The sequence below is a fragment of the Gemmatimonadales bacterium genome (genome assembly GCA_036500345.1).
Lineage (GTDB): Bacteria > Gemmatimonadota > Gemmatimonadetes > Gemmatimonadales > GWC2-71-9 > Palsa-1233.
Genome location: DASYCE010000011.1, coordinates 107,010 through 126,540, shown reverse-complemented (window position 1 = coordinate 126,540; position 19,531 = coordinate 107,010). Strand labels below are relative to the sequence as shown.

Genomic DNA, 19,531 nt, shown 5'->3' with positions numbered 1-19,531 from the left:
AGCACGGCTGCCGCAGCCATCATGGTGCTCAGCCTGCAAGCAACCACGGCTCGGGCCGATACAGCGCCCGGCGAGAATGACAGCGGCAGCGGCTGGTGCGGACACAAGTGGGTCGACGGATCAAATCAGCACAGCTTTGCGTGGGCCGATGACATGGGCTGTCATAGCGGAGACCACGGGGCGGCGATGGCTGGGCTGTGCAATGTCCACACTGCCTTAGGCGCGGATGGCTGCTTCCCTTGAGGTAGCTGGCCTTTTCCGTCGGCGGCTTCCGTTGGAAGCGGAGGACGTCGCCGACGGCGACCGTGCTCCTATTCCGAGGAATGCAACAATGCAAGGAAGTGTATCGAGAATTGAACGCACAATCATCGGTGTCAATTGCACAGTAGTTCTTTGTGGCCTTCTATACCTGATCCTCAATCCCAACGGGCCGGTAAGGACTAGAATCGCCGCGTATTCGCAGTCGCGCGCGATGAATAAGGCGGCCGCCTTGAATTGGAGAATGGTGAACCGGGACGGTATCTGGTTAGTCCGGCCTGATAGCTTGGACAAGCGAGACACCATCGTGGTCTTCTTTGATTACCAATGCCCCTTCTGCCGCACGCTCCGGAGCGACCTCAAGAACCTGAGCACCAAGCAAAAGCTACCTCCGGTGCGATTGCGTCAGTTTCCGCTCTCGATTCACCCTCTCGCACACCAAGCGGCACTTATCGCTATATGTGCTGACCTTCAAGGGGAGTTCGAGGCAGTCGACCGGTATCTTGTCGAGCGGACGTCGTGGCAATCAATGGACAGTGACGACCTTGTCGACGCTGTTCCAATTCATGACCGGCAAATGCTGACCAAGTGCATTTCTTCCGGCGCTGCAGCTTCTATTCTCGCGGCTGACTCCATCAGCGGAGCTTTGATTCAACTCATAGGAACGCCCGGCGTCGTGACGAGGTCCGCTGCGCGCGTGGGGACCCATGGGATCGAGCTAATCAAGTGATTGTCCTCAGTGAGCGCGCCGAATCGCCGTGCCTTTCAACTCGGTGAATCGGCGACGTGACACTCCCAAGCTTGTCACGTGCGACGATCGTTCATTGCGCGGACAAGCGATGTCGAAGAGCGATTCAGGACCGACTGGATCACCGAGCGCTACCGCCTCGGCTCCATCGCCCCCTCGTCGCGGCGTGGGTCATCTCCATGAAGCCGATGCGACTGCAATGTTGGCCCGAAGCTATCGACGGGCGGGTCCAGAGCTTCCGATGCGATGAGACAGCAAGGGGATTCGGCCTTCGCTGACACGCCAATCGCGGCTACTACCGGTCAGTCATCAGCAGTGCAGTCCCCGGGAACCTCCTATTGTTTACTCTTGAAGACCGCGCCAGGAATCTCCCTGCGCCAGATCGACAGGACCGAAGACCCGATGTCCATCCGACCCGTCAAACGAATTGTCCACGCCATGCCGACGCTCGAAGGCGCCGGGGTGCATCTCCGCCGAGCGTTCGGCTTTGGAGACACAGCCGAGGTCGATCCGTTCCTGCTGCTTGATGATTTCCGCAACGACCGGCCGGCCGACTATCTCGCCGGCTTTCCGTGGCACCCACATCGCGGGATCGAGACGATTACCTACGTCCTCGCCGGAACGGTCGACCACGCCGACAGCATCGGCAACGCCGGAACCATCGGCGCAGGTGACGTGCAGTGGATGACTGCCGGAAGCGGGATCATCCATCAGGAGATGCCGCAGGGCGATGCCGAGGGCCGGATGCACGGCTTCCAGCTCTGGGCCAACCTTCCGGCATCGAAGAAGATGACGGCGCCGCGCTACCAGGAGATCAAGGCCGGCGACGTCCCGGTTCGCACCGACGACGACGGCACGGTGGCTCGGGTGATCACCGGCAACTTCTGGGGAATTCGCGGGCCGGTCGAGGGAATCGCCGCCGACCCGTCATACGTCGATATCTCGGTGCCTCCGGGGAAGCGGAAGAGTCTGCCGGTCGAGACGACGCGCAACGCCTTCGCCTATGTCTTCGCCGGGAGCGGCCGCTTTTCCAACGCCTCCGATCCGATGCCGGTGGCGACGGAAGTGGCGGGTATTCCGGATCAGGTGATTCATGAGACCGTTGGCAACCGCTCGCTGGTCCTCTTCGACCGCGGCGACGAAGTCACCGTGCAGGCGGGCGAAGAAGGGATCCGCTTCCTGCTGGTATCCGGGGAGCCGTTGCGCGAACCGGTAGCGTGGCGCGGCCCGATCGTGATGAACACCCGCGAGGAGCTCGGGCAGGCGTTTCGCGAACTCGCCGACGGGACATTCCTGAAGTAGCATTGTCGGGGAACGCGGCGCGCCGACGCACAGCGGTGCCGCCCGTCAGGTGCCGATCGAGCCGAGGAGTGCCAGGAGCGGTTCGATCTCCATCGGCTTGGTGAAGTAGTCGTCGATCCCGACGTCGGCGGCGTGTTGCCGGTCGCGTTCGCTGCCGTAGCCGGTGACCGCGATCAGCCGCATCCTCGGGCCGCCGTTGCTGCGGAGCTCGCGGGCGATCTCGAAGCCGTCCTTCCCCGGAAGCCCGATGTCGAGGAGGACCACGTCGGGGGCGAACTGGTTGATCTTCTCCACCGCGATCGCGCCATCCGCAACGGTGTCGACCACATGGCCGGCCAGCTGCAGCACCATCGCAAGCGTCTCGGCGCCGTCGCGATTGTCATCCGCGACCATCACTCGCAGTGGCCGCTCGCGCGTGACCTGAATTGCCGGATGTTCGACCGACCGTTTGACCTGGCGGTTCACCACCGGCAGGCGGACCACGAACTCGGAACCGAGCTGCGGCCCTTCGCTGATCGCGGTCAATGTCCCGCCGTGCAGCTCCACCAGCCGTCGCGCCAGCGTCAGGCCGAGGCCCAGACCTCCACCTTTGCGGTCGAGCGTCTTGTCGGCCTGCATGAACGGATCGAAGATCCGCGCCAGCACCTCGGCGCCCATGCCGATCCCGTCGTCCTTGACGCGGAGCTCCACGAGGCGGCGATCGTCCGCCGCGCTCGCCACGGTCAGCTGGATCGTGCCTCCCGCCGGGGTGAACTTCGACGAATTGGTGAGGAGGTTGTCGACGATCTGTTCGAGGCGCACGGGATCACCGTCCACCGGTATCGGGTGATCGGGGATCGTCGCCACGAATCGCTGCGACCGCGCATCGAGCGTGGGGCGAAAGAGCGCGGCCACCCGGCGCGCCACGCCGGCGAAGTCGACGTCCTCGCGACGCAGCTGCATCTTCCCCTGCGAGATTCGCGACACATCGAGTAGGTCGTCGGTCATCCGGCCGAGATTGCGGATCTGGCGCTCGAGCACATCGCGAAGCTCGGCGAAGCGTTCGCTCTGAAGGTCCTGATCGGCAAGCAACTGGGTCACATTGAGAAGCGGCGCCAGCGGGTTGCGCAGTTCGTGCGCGAGCAGCGCCAGGAATTCGGTCTTCGAGCGATCGGCCGCCCGGAGTTCCGCCTCCGCCTCCTTTCTCGGCGTGATATCCTGGACGAACGCCACGCCGGCCACCGGAGTCTTTCGCTCATCGCGCAGGGCGTAGCCGTGCACCTCGACCCAGCGTTCGGCGCCGTCTTTCCGGGCGATCCGGTACTCGTCCCGGTAATGATGAATGTCGCCCTCCATCACTCGCCGCCATTGCCCCTCGGCTTGATCGCGATCGGCCTCGACCACCCCGTCGGCAAAGTGCTGGCCGAGGATTTCATCACATTCGTAACCGACAATCCGGCAGTAGGCGTCGTTCGCCCGGGTGAGTCGCCCCGACGCATCGGTCTCGCGGATCCCGAGCGGCGCGTCGTCCTGGACGATGGCAAGACGATCTCGCGACGTTCGCGCCGACGATTCGGCCTGCTTGAGCGAGTCGATGTCCACGAAGCTCATCACGACGCCGTCGCTCTTCTGGTCGACAGTTCGGTACGGGCGGAGGCGGAGGAGGTTCCAGCGGCCATCACGGTCCTGCAGCGTGATTTCCTGGGCGCTCATCGTCTCGATCACCTGCCGCAACCGCTCCTCGAGGTCGGGAATCTCGATGTTGCTCCGGAGGTCGGTGATCGGACGGCCGGCATCGGTGCCGATCAGATTGAGCAGTCGCTCCGCGCTGGGGGTGAAGCGGCGAATCCGGAAATCCGGGCCGAGCATCACGATCGGGATCTGGACGCTGTCGATCAGATTGCGCAGGTCGTTGTGGCTCTGCAGCAGCTGCTGATTGCGTGTCTGCAGTTCATCATTCACCGTCGCCAATTCTTCGCTGCTCGACTGGATCTCTTCCTTCGACGTTTCGAGTTCCTCGTTGATGCTCTGCAGTTCTTCGTTGGTCGACTGTACCTCTTCATTGGCTGACTGCAGCTCTTCGTTGGCCGCCTCCTGCTGTTCGATCACCGACTGCAGGTATTCGCGGCTCGCCGCGAGCTCCTGACGGAGACGCCGGATTTCGCTGGTTGCGCGCGCGCCGCGCATCGGCGGCGGCGCCTCGCTCCTGGTGGGTGATCCTTCGCGCGCCCGCGCCGATGCCACGTCATCGAAGACGACCATGTAATACACGTCGCGGCTGGCCGGCACCCGGATCGGGATCACCTCGACGCTGATCACGTGCGTCGTCCCGCCGGCGCGAATCCGCAGGTCCTCCTGCCGGATCGGCCGCCGTTCGCGCTTTGCCTGCAGCAGCGCGGCGCGCACGCCGACCACGAGCCCGTCCCGCAGCATCTTGACGAGATTCAGCGACGCTCGCCCGGGTGCGGGGGTGAGATACAATGACGTGTCCCCGCGGAACTGCAACATCTCGAAGTCGCCATTCACCAGGACGCCCGCCGGGGCATAGCGCGACAGCAGGAGGCGGTCGGCTTCGCGCTGCGGATCCCCGATGAGGAGCGGATCGCGACCGATGCGGAGCTCGACGTCGTGGTTGGCCATCGGACCGCGCTTCCCGGGGAGGTGTTCCCTCCGTCCCAGCCCCTCGGGATGAGCGACGCCTGGCCTGCGCTGGTACAGCTTGAACTTGGCATCGAGGAGGTCGAACATCCCCTGCGTTGCGCCAATCGTTTCCGACGGGCCGAGCCAGAGAAAACCGCCGGCGTTCAGGGCGTAATGCATTGTCGTGACGATCTGCTGCTGCAGCGTCGCATCGAGGTAGATCAGCATGTTGCGACAGCTGATCAGGTCGACATGCGAAAACGGCGGATCGACGAGCGCGTTGTGCCGCGCAAACACCACCATGTCGCGGATCATCTTGTTGACCTGGTACCCGCCGTCGGTCGCGACGAAGAAGCGCCGCAGGCGTTCCTGCGACACCTCCTGCTCGATCAACTTTGTGTAGATCCCCTCGCGCGCCTTGGTGATTCCGACGCTGCTGAGATCGCTTGCGAAGATCTGTACCGGCACGTGCCGCCCGGTCGAGTGCAGGAACTCCGTGACTGCGATCGCGATCGAATACGCCTCCTCGCCGGTGGAGCAGCCCAGGACCCAGATCCGCAGCGGCATCTTGCCGGTGCGATCCTGGGAGAGCGCGGGAAAGACGCGCGTCTTCAGCAGCTCGAACCCTTCCGGGTTCCGGAAGAACGAGGTGACATTGATCAGGATGTCCTGCACCAATGCTTCCGCTTCAATCGGATCCTCGGCGAGCATCTTCACATAGTCGCGGATCTCGGTCAGCTTGTGCAGCACCATGCGACGAGTGATGCGCCGCAGCAGGGTGGCGCGCTTGTAATGCTCGAAATCGATCCCGCTGGCGATCCGCACCTGGTCCAGCACCGCCGACAGATGATTGACGTCCACCGGCACCGGCGCTCCGCCTCGCGGAACCACCAGCGGATGCGCCGCGATCTCGGTCAGTGACTGGGCGATCGCTTCAGGCGAGAGGACGAAGTCGACACACCCGGCGGCGATGGCGCTCCGTGGCATGCTGTCTTCCTGAGCCGACTGATCCTGCGCGTAGACGATACCGCCCGCAACCTTGATCTCCCCGCAGCCGAGCGTCCCGTCGCTGGCGGTACCCGACAGCACCACGCCGATCGATCGATGGAGTTGCTCCCGCGCCAGCGAGCGGAAGAACTCATCGATCGGTCGATAATATCCGTCGGCCTTGCGCCGCGGATGGACCCGCAGCTTCCCGTCGACGAGCTCCATGCCGGCGCCCGCAGGAATGACGTAAACGTGGTCGGCAGCGATTGCCATCGCATCCTGCGCCGACTGGACCGGCATTTCCGTCGAACGCGCCAGAATATCGGCGAGCATGCTGACCCGGCTCGGTGCGAGGTGATGCACCACCACGAATGCCATCCCGGTATTCGCCGGAAGCGCCTTGAGCAGCTGGTTGGTCGCGTCGAGCCCTCCGGCCGACGCGCCGATTGCCACGACGGGAAACGGAAGGCGCGGATCCCCCGAGCCGGTCGGATCCGCAGTCGACAGGTCGTCCGACGCGTCGGGGGAAACAGCGCGGGCAGTCTTGGCGCGCGCTTTCGTTGATTTCTTGGCTGAAGCCTTCGACCGCTTGGGAGTCAGGTTCGCGAGTCCAATCAGTCACCCGGGGGGGGTAGAGAATACCGGCGCTCCATGGCATCGGCAACCTCAAACGCGGCGACGATCGGCACCACGCATCGCACACGGTTGGGAGCCGGATCGCACAGTCAGCGATCCGGGCCGCCCGGACTCAGATTCCGGTTTTTGCCTCCATATAGTCGGGATAACGGTCGCCGTGGACTTCGACGCTTCGCGTGAGGTCATCCAGCTGCCTCAAGTCGTCGGGCGACAGCGTGAGTGAGTCCGCACCGATGTTCTCCTCCAGACGGCTCAACTTGGTCGTCCCCGGGATCGGAACGATCCACGGCTTCTGTGCCAGGAGCCATGCCAATGCGACCTGCGCCGGCGTAGCATGCAGCCGCTTTCCGATTGCCGCGATCCGCTCAATCAGCGTCTGGTTCGCCTTGCGATTCTCGGCGCTGAACCGCGGCAGGTGATTGCGGAAATCGGTGCTCTCGAACGACGTCTTCTCGTCGATCGCTCCGGTGAGAAAGCCGCGGCCCAGCGGCGAGAACGGCACCAGGCCGATCCCCAGCTCCTCGAGGACCGGGATCACCTCACGCTCCGGAGTTCTCCACCAGAGCGAATACTCGTTCTGGAGCGCCGTGACCGGTTGCACGGCGTGTGCCCGGCGAATCGTCTGCACCCCAGCCTCGGAGAGCCCGAAGTGGCGAACCTTCCCCTCGGTGATCAGGTCACGGACTGCGCCGGCGACATCCTCGATCGGTACCGACGGATCCACGCGATGCTGGTAGAAGAGATCGATGTGATCGGTCCGGAGCCGCTTGAGTGCCGCGTGCGCCACTTCCTTGATGTGCGCCGGATGCGAATCCTCGCCGACCTGCGCTCCCTTGTCGTTGAACCGGAATCCGAACTTCGTCGCGATCACTACCTGATCGCGCACCGGAGCGAGCGCCTCACCAACGATCTCTTCGTTGGTGTACGGGCCGTACGCCTCGGCGGTATCGAAGAAAGTGATGCCGCGATCGACCGCGTTCCGGGTGAGGGCGATCATCTCCGCTCGATCAGGAAACTTGCCGTAACCGTGACTCATCCCCATGCAGCCGAGGCCGAGGGCGGAGACGTCGAGCGAGCCGAGAGTGCGGTGGTGCATCAGGAATTCCTTGAACAGGTGGCGTGGATTCTATCACAGTCGGCCGGGAGCGCAACGAACTGCGCCGCATCCGGAAACATTGCGCGGGGCCGCAGTCCCGGCTCGCGACTGTGCGTGAAGCACCGACAGGCGCCGTCTCACCTGCGTGCCGCGACTCTTTCTCCTCTCGCCGGCGAGTACCGCCGGTCGCCGGGCAGCCCTCCTCTTCAATCCACGCGCGACCTTCGATCTGGCGACGCGCCTGCGCGCCGGTGCCGTCCCCCTCGGTGAGGTCTTCTCCTTTCTGAGCGGACTCTACTTCCGGGGAAAGCTCACCTACGCCAGGCGCTTTGGCGCACCGGACGACCTGATCCGGGTGATCACCAGCGATCGCGGCCTCGTCGATCCGTCGCAGGAGATTACCCTGGACGATCTGCATGCGATGAGCGCCTCCTCCATCGATCACACTCACGAACCGTATCGGGTGCCGCTGGCGAGGGACGCCGCACTCATTGCCGGCGCATCAGAAATCCGTCACGCCATCCTGCTTGGCTCCGTCGCGACCGACAAGTACGTCGGTGTGCTGCAAACCATCTTCGCCGAGCGGCTCCTCTTCCCGACGACATTCGCCGGGCGCGGCGACATGAGCCGCGGCGGTCTGTTGCTTCGCTGTGCAAGAGTCGGAGCTGAACTCGACTACGCTCCTGTGATCACCTCGTCGCGAAGGAAGATCCGGCCACCGGCGAAGCGGGCTCGCCGATCTGCTCACGCCGTCAGCGCGCCTGCTGTCGCGGAGTTGATGGCGATCGACGGTCACGAGGTCGAGCTCACCAACCTCGACAAGCTTTACTGGCCGACCGACCGGATCACCAAGGGCGAACTGATCGAGTACTACCTGCGCATCGCCCCGGTCCTGCTGCCGCACCTGCGCGACCGCGCCATGGTGATGAAGCGGTACCCGAACGGAATCACGGGGAAGTGCTTTTTCATGAAGCGTGCGCCGTCGCCGCGGCCGGAATGGATCGAGACCTGTACGATCTCCCATGCGTCGGGAAACGTGATCGACTTTCCGATCATCCAGGATCGCGCCGCATTGGCGTGGGTCGTCAACCTCGGCTGCATCGACCTCAATCCGTGGTACGCGCGCTGTGACGATGTCGATCGTCCCGACTTCATCCATTTCGATCTCGATCCGGTCCCCGGCGCGTCGTTCGCGAGGGTGACCGACGCCGCCCTCATCCTCCGCGACGCCCTCGCGGCACTCGGAATGCGGCCACTTGTCAAGACGACAGGATCGCGCGGATACCATGTCTATCTGCCGATCGTGCGCGGACCGACGCAGAAGGAGGTCTGGGCGGTCGCGAAACGGATCGCGCAGGAACTCGCCGTGCTGCATCCGAAACTTCTCACCGCGATTTACCGCGTCGCCGATCGCCCGCGCGGGCACGTGCTGGTGGACTACAATCAGAACGCCTGGGGACGGACCCTCGCGTCGATTTATTCGGTCCGCCCCAGGCGCGGCGCGCCGGTGTCGACACCACTGAAATGGCACGACGTGGAGGCCGGCGTCCGGATCGAGGACTTCACCATCCACACCGTTCCCGACCGGGTCCGCAGGGTGGGCGATCTCTGGAAACCGCTCCTGTCGTCGCGCGGTCGGTTCGATCTTGCCGCGTTCGGACCGCCGGCGCGCGGCGCCAGGTGACCGATGCTGGCACTCGAGACCGACTACCCGCCGATGGAAGCTGCTCCGGTCGACGAACTCCCTGTGGGGAAGGAATGGCAGTACGAACCGAAATGGGACGGATTCCGCTGCCTCGCCTTTCGTGATGGTGGAACGGTCACGCTGATGTCGAAGAGCGGCAAGCTGCTCACGCGCTACTTCCCCGAGATCGTCGATATGGTGGCCAGGTTGTCGCTGCGTCAGCTCATCCTCGACGGCGAGCTGCTGATCGACCACGGCGGCGTCCTCGACTTTGACCTGCTTCTGCAGCGCATCCATCCCGCAGCGTCCCGCATTCGCAAGCTCAGCACGGAGTATCCCGCGACCTACGTGGTATTCGACCTGCTCGCGCGCGGATCGAAATCGATGGTCCGGGAGCCGCTGTCGGCGCGCCGCCGCGAACTCGAGAAGCTGTCGCTGCGCTTTCCCGCCGACGATCAGATCACCTTGTCGCCGGCGACGGCCGATCCCAAGGTGGCGAAGCACTGGTTTGCCATGGCGGGGCAGGGGATCGACGGCGTCATCGCCAAGCGTCTCGACCTCCCGTATCAATCGGGCGAACGGACCGGGATGCGGAAGGTCAAGCAGATTCGGACGGCGGATTGCGTCGTCGGCGGGTTTCGCTATGCGTCGAACAGTGCGCTGGTCGGATCGCTGCTCCTTGGTCTGTACGACAAGAAGGGAAAGCTCGACCATGTCGGTTTCCTCTCGTCGTTCAGGCGCGACGACCGTCCGGCACTGACGCGCAAACTCAAGACGTTGATCAAGCCGCCGGGCTTTACCGGCAAGGCGCCCGGTGGCCCGAGCCGCTGGAGCGGCAAGCGCAGCATGAAATGGGAACCACTGGCGCCGAAGCTCGTCGTGGAGGTCACCTACGACCACTGGAGCGGTGGACGCTTCCGGCACGGGACGTCGCTGGTGCGCTGGCGCCCGGACAAGGCGCCGAAGCAGTGCACCTTCGATCAGCTGGCCCACGCCACCGCGTCCGCGCACGATCTCTTCGCGGGGTGATGGCGCAGTAGATTTCGCGCTGCCTGACCAACGCACAGGAGCACTCATGCCCCGCCACGCATTTGCGATCGGTCTCCTCGTTGCCGCCTGTGGTCGCGGCAGTTCTCCTCCGCCGTCGACTGTTGATTCCGCCGCCGTGGCCCACCGCGCCGCCGATTCCCTCCTTGCCGCGCACAAGGCGGGCGCGCAGGCGCTCGCCACTGATGCCAAGGCGACAGTGGCCCAGCTCCTCAAGAATCCCGCGACGGCAACCTTCGATTCGCTGATCGTGGTGCAACCCGCCGAAACGGGCAACAGCTGGCCGGCGCCCGTCGTCTGCGGGCGAATCGGCGGCAAGCCGGGGATCAAGGGCGCCAGCACGATGACGCCGTTCATTTACCAGAACCGGATCAATGTCTTTGTGCTCGACCCGACCAACGGTGAAGCATTTGCCGCCCTGCGCGCCAAGCTCTGCGACGCCCCGGGGACAGCGCCGCTCCTGAACTAGACCGGGCGACCATCGCCGCCGCTCCCGCACCGGTATACCATTCATTACTATAGTGCCCCGACTCCGACCTCTCCGATTGGCGCGAGCCCGCCACGCCGCGCTCGCTGCATCCCTGGTTCTCGCGACCGGGAATTGTTCGCGACCAGGCCGCTCGTCGGCGCTGCAGTTCGATCGTGCTGAACTCGTCATCCCGATGCGCGACGGGACCCGGTTGTTCGCCGTGACGCTCACTCCGCGCCACGCAAGCGGACCGCTCCCGATCCTGCTGGAGCGCACCCCGTTCGGCGCGCAGCAGGAACTGCCGAACTCCGACCTCCCGCCGATGTACCGCGAACTCGCCGCCGACGGATACATCTTCGTCGTGCAGGACATTCGCGGCCGCTATCGGTCCGGCGGAACGTTCGTCGTCAATCGCCCGCTCGCCGATTCCGGCGGGGTCGATGAATCGACTGATGCGTACGACACGATCGACTGGCTGATCCATCATCTCCCCGACAACAACGGCAAGGTCGGCGTCCTTGGCAGCTCCTACCGTGGCTGGCTCGCGGCGATGGCCGGGATCCATCCGCACCCTGCCCTCAAGGCGATTTCGCCGCAGGCACCGACGGGCGACACCTGGCTCGGTGACGACTTCTACCACCAGGGAGCGTTTCGCGAGACGCAGGGTGTGGCGTTCGCCGCGTATGTCGACGGGAATCGGAATCCGTCTGTACCAGACAACGATCAGTACGATTTCTATCTCCATCAGCAGACCCTCACCGCGATCGCCAAGGCGTCCGGGGTCGGAGCACTCCCGTTCTGGCAGGCACTGGCGGCGCATCCGACCGACGACGAATACTGGCAATCGCGGGCGCTCCAGCGGATCGACACGATCGCGTCGGTGCCAACCCTGATCGTCGGTGGCTGGTGGGACCCGGAGGACATCTTCGGACCACAGGCGCTGTATCAGGGCATGTCGAAGCACGACGCCAGCGGCCTGGTGCACATCGTCCTCGGACCATGGTGGCACAATGCGTGGCTCGGCCCGCGGGCCGACTCGGTCGGACCGATGGCACTCGACAGCAACACCGCGACGTGGTTCAGGGCGGCCGTACAACGCCCGTGGTTTGCCTGGTATCTGCATGGCATCGGTGACGGGCATTTCGCCGCCGCGACCTTGTTCGAATCGGGAGCGAATCGCTGGCGCGCGCTTGAGCAATGGCCGCCGGCCGAGGCAAAGGACCGGAACATCTATCTGTCCGCCAACGGCGTGCTGCGCTTCGATTCCGCGGCCGCGACGCGGTCCGATGACAGCGGGTATCTCTCGTATCGTTCCGACCCCGCCTCACCGGTCCCGTACCTGCCACACGATCGGGATGGCAGCGGCTGGCAGAAGTGGCTGATGCAGGACCAGCAGTTTCTCGGCGCGCGCCGTGATCTCGCCACCTGGACATCGGCACCACTCGAGCACGACGTCGTCATCGCAGGGAACGTGACCGCACACCTCTTTGCATCGACGAGCGGCACCGACGCCGATTGGGTCGTCAAGCTGATCGATCTCTTTCCCGACAGCGGCAACGCACGCGGCTACCGACTCATGGTCAACGCCGACATCGTGCGGGGGCGCTACTGGAAGGGGTTCGATCACGCAGTGGCGATCCCGTCCAATCGCATCATCCCGTTCGACGTCGACCTGCACCAGCAGTACTACCGGTTCGTCACGGGCCACCGGATGATGGTCGAGGTGCAAAGCAGCTGGTTCCCGTTGTACGATCGCAATCCGCAGCAGTTCATCGACAACATCTTCGACGCGCGACCGAGCGACTTCCAGTCCGCCGAACAGCGGATCTGGCACACCCGGGCCGCGCCGTCGCACCTCACCCTGCAGCTGCTCCCGTAGCGGCGCCCGGTCTCCAGGTGCGGCCAATCGCACCGGCGCCACCTCCCGAGCATATTTACCGTGCCGGCACGGTACTCGATCTCTGTCGCATCGCGGAGTCCGCCGGCTCCGCGAGCCGCCCCTTGCCAGACGGACGATGCAGCGATCTTCGCCACTGCCCCCTATTCGGCGTTTCACGCTTCAACTCGGCGCCGTCCTCGTCCTCGCGTCGATCGCGTTCGCTCCCGCGCTCACCGCGCCCTTTGTCTTCGACGACCAGAATGCCGTCCAGCGCAACTCGAGCATTCAGCATCTCTGGCCGCTCAGCGGTCCGCTGTCACCGTCGCCTCACACCGCGACAAGCGGCCGGCCGGTCGCCAACCTGTCGCTCGCCATCGATCAGGCGATCGGCGCCGTCGTCGGAGTTGGCGGAAGCAACGCCACTGTCGTCTTCCATGTCACGAATCTGCTCCTTCATCTTGCGACGGCGCTGCTCCTCTTCGGCATCATCCGCCGCACGTTGCAGAGCGCCCGCCTGGCAGAACGCTGGCGCGCTCGCGCTGATGGGCTCGCGCTGGCGATCACGGCGGCGTGGATCATCCATCCGCTGCAGACCGATGCCGTCGACTATATCACGCAGCGGACCGAACTCCTGATGGGGTTCTGTTTCATCGCGACGGTCTACGCATCGATTCGAGCCTGGGAGGCCCACGACCACCGCTGGTATGTCGTCGGCGTCATCGCCTGCGCGCTCGGAATGGGATCGAAAGAGGTGATGATCGCCGCACCACTCGTCGTCGTCCTCTACGACCGCGCATTCCGCCTCGACGCCTGGCATGACCTGACCGCCCCATTGCTCCGCAACCGGCGCCGGTTCTACGCCTGTCTCGCAGCGACGTGGGGAATCCTCATTGCGCTTCAACTTGGGCAACCACGAGGCGCCTGGGCGGGACTTCGCGCGCCGATCTCATGGCTCGCGTATCTGACGTCTCAGGGGTGGATCATCACCCGTTATCTGGGGCTGGCGATCTGGCCGGCTCGACTGACCATCGATTACGGATCCCGGCCGATCACCGGCGGGACCGCCGTCCCGGGGCTCGTGGTCATCGCGATCCTCCTCGTCGCCACCATCGTCACATGGTTTCGCGCCGATCGACTGAAGCCGCTCGCATTCCTCGGCGTCTGGTTCTTAGCGATCCTCGCTCCCTCATCGAGCATCGTGCCGATCGCCACGGAGATCGGTGCCGAGCGGCGCATGTATCTCCCGCTCGCGGCGGTCATCGTATTGCTCGTGATCGGGGCGGTGGCCCTCACGGACTGGATCCGTGACCGGAAGCAGTCCACGGTGACTCTGCCGGCGATCGCGCCTGCCTGTGGGGCTATCGCTGTGGTGGCGCTCGCCGCATGCACCTTCCGTCGCAGCGAGACCTGGCGCCAGCCGGAGGAACTGTGGCGCGGTGCCACCGTCGTCTTTCGCAACAATGCCCGTGCCTGGTACAACCTCGGCGTCGCGATCGCCGAGCGTAACGTCGCGCGCGCCGATGAAGCCGACGCCGACTACCGGCATGCCCTTGCGCTCGATTCGACGTATGCCGACGCAACCCTGCGCGTCGCCGCTAACGACTTCGTCCATCGCAGGTACGGTGACGCGGACAGCATCCTCGGGCACTATCCGCGTGGCTTCGGCAACGACACGCTCCTTGTGGCGCTCAGTGGGGCATTCCTCGCATCGGGCGACACCACCGCGGCCTTGATCTCCCTGCGCCGCGCGGCGTCGATGGAGCCGCGGGTGGAGACGCTTCTCGCGCTGGGCCAGCTCGACCTCATGGTCCGGCGGACCGACGATGCCATCATCGCGTTTCAACAAGCCGCCGCGGTCGATCCGTCGCGCGACGATCTGCTCGGATTGATCGGCGGACTGTTGTTGCAGGAACATCAGGCACTTCGGGCGGTTCCGGTGCTCGAGGAACTCACCCGCCGACAGCCCGGTGCCGGTTCGGCGCATGCATTGCTGTCACTCGCGTACGCCGATGCCGGACGGGTGGCCGATGCAATGCAGGAAGCGGAGAAGGGGGTGGCGCTGGGCGATCACGACGAACGAGTGTTGTTCTTCGCCGCGCGGGCGATGCTCGACGCGCATTCACTCGACTCCGCAAGCGCCTATCTGGGGCGCGCGATTGCGCTCAACGGGAACGATGCAGACGTGCTCGCGGCGGAGGGAGATCTTGCGCTGGCGCGGCACCAGAACGCGGCGGCGATCAACTGGTTCGAGCGGGCGTTGGCGATCGATCCATCCAACGCAGAGGCAATAGCCGGGCTCCGGCGGGCGCACTGATCGTCGTGGCCGACGCGATCACCCCTTCCCGCGAGTCAGCGCCGCGACCTTCGCTTTCACCTCGTTCACCCGCGGTTGCAGATCCGGGTCCGAGTTCTTCCAGAGATCGATGAACCGGGTGTAGTAATCGATCGCGCGCTTCGTGTCGCCCGCCTGCTCGTAGAGCTCGCCGAGCCGCTGCAGTGAAAGCGCCAGGAATTGCGGGTCAAGGTTGTATCCGCCGGCGCCGCGACGGTCGACATACTGGCCGAGATACTTCCTCGCCGAATCGGCGTTGTGGCCTCGATCGTACGCAATCCCGAGCAGGTAGGGAACGCAGAGGCAATCGGAGGTCGGCATGCCATCCGCCGCGATCGTCGTCTTGCGGATGTACGCAATCGCACTGTCGGTCCGTCCCTCGTCCATGGCAATCAGCGCCCGCGTCCTCAGCACGCCGTTCGCATTCTCCCGGGCCGTCTGCGAATCGGCCCTCGCCACGAACTTGTTCAACACGTCCCGGGCCTTGGCCGGTTCGCCGAGCATGGCATAGTCCCAGGCCAGCGCCGTACTGTTGTCCTTCGCGGCCGGAATCGATCCGAGCGGATTTGCCTGGAGTGCGGCGTCGAGGTCCGCGACGCCCCGCTTGACGTCGCCCCGCAGCAGCCCATCGTCGACCGCATGAAACGCCGCGATGTCATACGGACTGGCGGTGTCGGCGGCAAACCTGGCCCGCATCGCCGTCGTCTGGAGCGTCAACCGCTCCGCTTCCTGCAATCTTCCCTTGAGTCGTGCCAGCACCTGGACCCCACCCTCCGCGTTGGCCTTGCCGAGGGGAGTGCCGGCGCTGTCGACGCCAACGTGGGCCAGTGCTTCTGCGGAATCGTACTGATGCCGGTTCCAGAGATCGCTGTACCGGATCGGACCGGTGGGGAAGGCGATGTGGCGCGACGCGAACAGCTTCAACACTGAATCGACGTGAGCATGGTCACCCTGGATCAGATATTCCTGCGCCAGGTTATTGAGCAGCGTCCCGTTCATCGAATCGTCACGCAGCGCGAGCCCGTACATCGCAACCGCGTTGTCGTGATCGTTGACGTCCGAATAGGCAACGGCCAGCGAGTTGGCCGGGTCCAGGTCGGTTGAATCAAGAGCGACCGCGCGCCGGAATGCCGGAATCGCCTTGGAATGATCATTCAGCACCGTGAGGTAGTAGGCTCCCTCGACGTTGTAACGTTCCCGGTCGGGGAGCCGATTGCGCAGCTGGAAGCCCCTCGTCATCGCGGCGTTGCCCGCGGCAGTGTGCGCCGCACCGCCGATCGTGTAATGCGAATACGCCACCTGGACCCACGCCATCGCGAAGTTGCTGTCCTGGCGAATGGCGTCATTGAAACTCTGGATGGCGGTGACGTAGTCGCCGACCTGGTCGTTCTGCCGGAGCCCCTCGGCGTAACTCTTGAGAGCGCCGATCGATGCCGTTGTCACCTGCTCGAGCGGCGGCGCGTCGTGCACCGACTTGAGCGATTCGCCCATCTTGCCGCGCAGCTTCCGCGTGACACGATCGATCGCCGGGATCAGGTCGCCCGCGTCCTTTGCCGATTCGCTGAACGACGCGAGATCATTTCCGGTCTCGGCGCTGACCAGCCGCACGGTAATCACGTAGCCGGCTCCTGCTGAGACCACACTTCCGGCGACCACCGCCTTGGCACCGCTCCGCTGCGCAATCTCACGTGCGGTCGTGAAATCAACTTTGGCGGTATCGGGGCGCTGCATCTGCTCCAGCGTGGCGACCACTGCCGATGTCGGCACGACACGTACCGCCTTGCTCTCGGCGAGATTCGTCTTGACCGCCTCGCCGATCGTCGAGCCGAGCGAGGAGTCGGCACCTGGGGCATCGAACGACGCGACGACGATTCGGGCGTTTGACGCGAGCTTCCCTGACGCCATCAATGTCCCCGCCGGCCCGATCCCCATCGCGCGCAGCGTCATGAAGCCGGCAACGATCAGCGTGAACGCGGTCACCGCGATGATCCCGCCGCGAACAGTCCGCTGCCACGACAGATGCGGGCTCGCCTTGATCGCCAGCGTCGCCATCGTACCATGGGCCCCGCCCAGCGACTGCGTGCCACCCGGCGTGTAGGTCGGTGTCGCACTCGCGGCGCGATGCGCGACGTACTGCGTGTACGCCGTGACGAGCACGATCGGCAGGCCGAGCGCCATGACGATCAGCGCGCCGGGGAAGACCCAGTCGGGGAGACCGATCGCGATGATCGCCGCCCGCGCGACAACGGCAACAACGATGAACGCGACGGCATACGCCACGATCACCTTGAAGAGCGTCGGCCTCCCGCCGATCAGGATCGAGGGAAGCGCCGCTGCGGACGCCGGCGACGCGACCGCATCGAGACGCCGGAGCAATTCGTCTGCACTCCCGGGGCGCGACAGGGGGTCCTTGGCGAGGCACTGCATCACCAGCGCGGCGAGTGCCGGTGGACAATCGGCACGCAACTCACCAACTGCCTGCGGCATCTCGCTCATGTGCGCAAAGAGGAGCTTGTGCTGCGGGAGCCCCGCGAACGGCTGCCGCCCGGCGATCAGCTCGTACGCCAGGCAGCCGAAGGCGTAGATGTCGGCGCGGTGATCGGTCGCGGGATCGCCGGCGGCCTGCTCCGGAGCCATGTACGCCGGCGTACCCACCGCCGTCCCCAGCTGAGTGAGCGTGGCGCCGGTCGGTCCCTCGGCGGCCGCCGCGATTGCCTTGGCAATCCCGAAGTCGGTGACGACTGCGGTGTGCCCGGAGAGGAGGACATTGTCGGGCTTGATGTCGCGGTGCACCACGCCGCGAGCATGCGCGTAAGCCAGCGCACGCGCCACGTCGCGGAGGATGCTCACGGTTTCGCTGGTCGGGAGCGGTCCCCGGCTCAGCCGGGCGCGGAGCGATTCGCCCTCGATGTACGGCATGGTGTAATACGGCAGGCCGTCGACATCGCCGGCAGCGAGGACCGGGACGATATTCGCCTGCTGCAGTGACGCAGCGACCTGGATCTCACGTTCGAAGCGCGAGGTTGAGAGCGTCGCTGCAAGTTCGGGAGAGAGGAGCTTGACGACGACCTTGCGGCCGAGCCGCTGCTCTGTGGCGACGAAGACGCGGGACATCCCGCCGCCGCCGAGCTCGTGCTCGAGGGTGTACGCCGGGGCGAGCGACTCCTGCACCCGCGAACGGAGATCGGTCAAAGGCCCTGCCGAGGTCGGGTTGAAATCAGGATGGGCCTAATAATACGTGGGATCGGCGTCGATCTGGGGCGGCTTGTCCTGGGGCTCGGGGAGTCGCATCCACGTCCGGCGCGCCCGACGCCCAAACCAGGAAGTACGCGGACTGATCATCCGCGCTTCTTCGGCCAGTTCTTCCACCAGCAACATGTCGGCGTCCTGCTGGATCGCCCATTTCCACCACCGGCGCATCCCGACAGTCTGCCACACAAGGGCGATGGACAGTCCGGGAGCAAGAACCACGATTGAAGCCCAACGCGAACCTGCATGCGCCGAAATGACGACGGTGAGGAGCGTGATCGCGATCACCGGCCATTGCACCAAACGCATCCCCCGACGCACCGCTCTCTCGGCCCGGCCAACCGCATCGCGGCGTTCGGGCGACATATCGGAATCGTCGAGGAGATTCGGCAAGACGAAAAGCGGTTTCATCAGCCGTATCATCACCAGGAGGCCTGCGACTGCGCCCGCAAGAGCGAGTGTGGCGAGCAACAAGGCGGCGATGTTCACGGCGTCACGACCGTCCGTACACCGGCACTGCGGCTCCGCTGATGTCGCGCGCCTCGTCGCTCAGCAGGAACGCGATCACTCCTGCAGCTGACTCGAGTGACACCCATTTCGACGGATCGGCGTTCGGCATCGATTTCCGGTTCGCCGCCGTGTCCATCGTGCTCGGCAACACCGCATTGATTCGGACGCCATGCTCCAGTGTCTCGGCGGCGACCGCCTTCGCCAGTGCCACGACCCCCGCCTTCGCTGTGGCATAGGCGGCAGAGTTGGCGGCGGTCCACGGTTGCACCGCCGCCCGCGCGCCGATCATCACCACGCTGCCGCGCTTCGCCGAGACCATTGCGGGGAGAATGGCGCGCAAGGAGCGATGCGCTGTTTCGAGATTGGTGTCGATCACCGTCCGCCATGTCTCGTCGTCGGTCGCTTCGTGCAGCGGCTTCCCGCCGCGCCACGTTCCCGCGATCAGCGCCGCGATCGTCGGCGCGCCGCCGAGCTCGCGAATCACTCGCGGAAGCCCGTCCTTCCAGGTGGCATCGAGTGCGATGTCACCGGCGATGATTGCGGCATTGCCAGTTTCTTTCGCGACTGATTCGAGGCGCGGTCGCGCCGCTTCCACATCGACGAGGACGAGCTTGTCGCCGCGAGCGGCGAGAGTGCGCGCCAGCTGCGAGCCAAGCGCGCCGGCGGCGCCAGTGATGAGAGCGATTTCAGGCATCGTGCATCTCCCGGATGATCG

At 65.0% G+C, this 19,531-nt stretch carries 11 protein-coding genes; 6 read left to right on the top strand and 5 right to left on the bottom strand.

What is annotated here, in order from left to right:
* Nucleotides 1-1,408: 1,408 nt before the first annotated feature.
* Complete coding sequence (locus VGM20_06045) at nucleotides 1,409-2,308, top strand: pirin family protein (GenBank protein HEY4100419.1); 900 nt, start codon at nucleotides 1,409-1,411, stop codon at nucleotides 2,306-2,308.
* Nucleotides 2,309-2,353: 45 nt separating this feature from the next.
* Here VGM20_06045 and VGM20_06040 read toward each other — a convergent pair whose 3' ends face one another.
* Both VGM20_06040 and VGM20_06035 read right to left on the bottom strand, forming a co-directional pair.
* Nucleotides 2,354-6,367: a chemotaxis protein CheB gene (locus tag VGM20_06040; protein ID HEY4100418.1), complete on the bottom strand. Its 4,014-nt coding sequence runs from the start codon at nucleotides 6,365-6,367 to the stop codon at nucleotides 2,354-2,356.
* A 295-nt stretch (nucleotides 6,368-6,662) separates the two neighbouring features.
* Entirely contained in the window at nucleotides 6,663-7,646 is a 984-nt protein-coding gene (locus VGM20_06035; GenBank protein HEY4100417.1) for an aldo/keto reductase, read from the bottom strand.
* A gap of 145 nt (nucleotides 7,647-7,791) precedes the next feature.
* Here VGM20_06035 and ligD point away from each other — a divergent pair, with 145 nt between their 5' ends.
* The 5 genes from ligD to VGM20_06010 all read left to right on the top strand — a co-directional run bounded on the left by ligD (nucleotide 7,792) and on the right by VGM20_06010 (nucleotide 15,039).
* A complete protein-coding gene (ligD, locus tag VGM20_06030) occupies nucleotides 7,792-9,330 on the top strand; it encodes a non-homologous end-joining DNA ligase (protein ID HEY4100416.1) in 1,539 nt (512 codons plus the stop codon).
* A 3-nt stretch (nucleotides 9,331-9,333) separates the two neighbouring features.
* Nucleotides 9,334-10,359 carry an ATP-dependent DNA ligase gene (locus tag VGM20_06025; GenBank protein ID HEY4100415.1) on the top strand — a complete coding sequence of 342 codons (1,026 nt, stop codon included), beginning with the start codon at nucleotides 9,334-9,336 and terminating at the stop codon, nucleotides 10,357-10,359.
* 46 nt (nucleotides 10,360-10,405) lie between these two features.
* The gene (locus VGM20_06020) at nucleotides 10,406-10,846 is read left to right on the top strand and encodes a hypothetical protein (protein HEY4100414.1); all 441 of its coding nucleotides are present in this window, start codon (nucleotides 10,406-10,408) and stop codon (nucleotides 10,844-10,846) included.
* A 76-nt stretch (nucleotides 10,847-10,922) separates the two neighbouring features.
* Nucleotides 10,923-12,725, top strand: a complete 1,803-nt coding sequence (locus VGM20_06015) for a CocE/NonD family hydrolase (protein HEY4100413.1) — start codon at nucleotides 10,923-10,925, stop codon at nucleotides 12,723-12,725.
* 136 nt (nucleotides 12,726-12,861) lie between these two features.
* A complete protein-coding gene (locus VGM20_06010; GenBank protein HEY4100412.1) occupies nucleotides 12,862-15,039 on the top strand; it encodes a tetratricopeptide repeat protein in 2,178 nt (725 codons plus the stop codon).
* A gap of 18 nt (nucleotides 15,040-15,057) precedes the next feature.
* Here the strand turns inward: VGM20_06010 and VGM20_06005 are convergent, their stop codons facing one another.
* From VGM20_06005 to VGM20_05995, 3 genes are read right to left on the bottom strand one after another with little or no spacing between them, the layout of a single operon-like run.
* Nucleotides 15,058-18,249 (bottom strand): protein kinase, encoded by a 3,192-nt coding sequence (locus VGM20_06005; GenBank protein HEY4100411.1) that lies wholly within the window; start codon nucleotides 18,247-18,249, stop codon nucleotides 15,058-15,060.
* Between the two features lie 36 nt (nucleotides 18,250-18,285).
* Nucleotides 18,286-18,795 (bottom strand): hypothetical protein, encoded by a 510-nt coding sequence (locus VGM20_06000; protein ID HEY4100410.1) that lies wholly within the window; start codon nucleotides 18,793-18,795, stop codon nucleotides 18,286-18,288.
* A gap of 4 nt (nucleotides 18,796-18,799) precedes the next feature.
* Nucleotides 18,800-19,510, bottom strand: coding sequence for an SDR family NAD(P)-dependent oxidoreductase (locus VGM20_05995; protein ID HEY4100409.1), 711 nt, complete (start codon nucleotides 19,508-19,510; stop codon nucleotides 18,800-18,802).
* Between the last annotated feature and the right edge of the window lie 21 nt (nucleotides 19,511-19,531).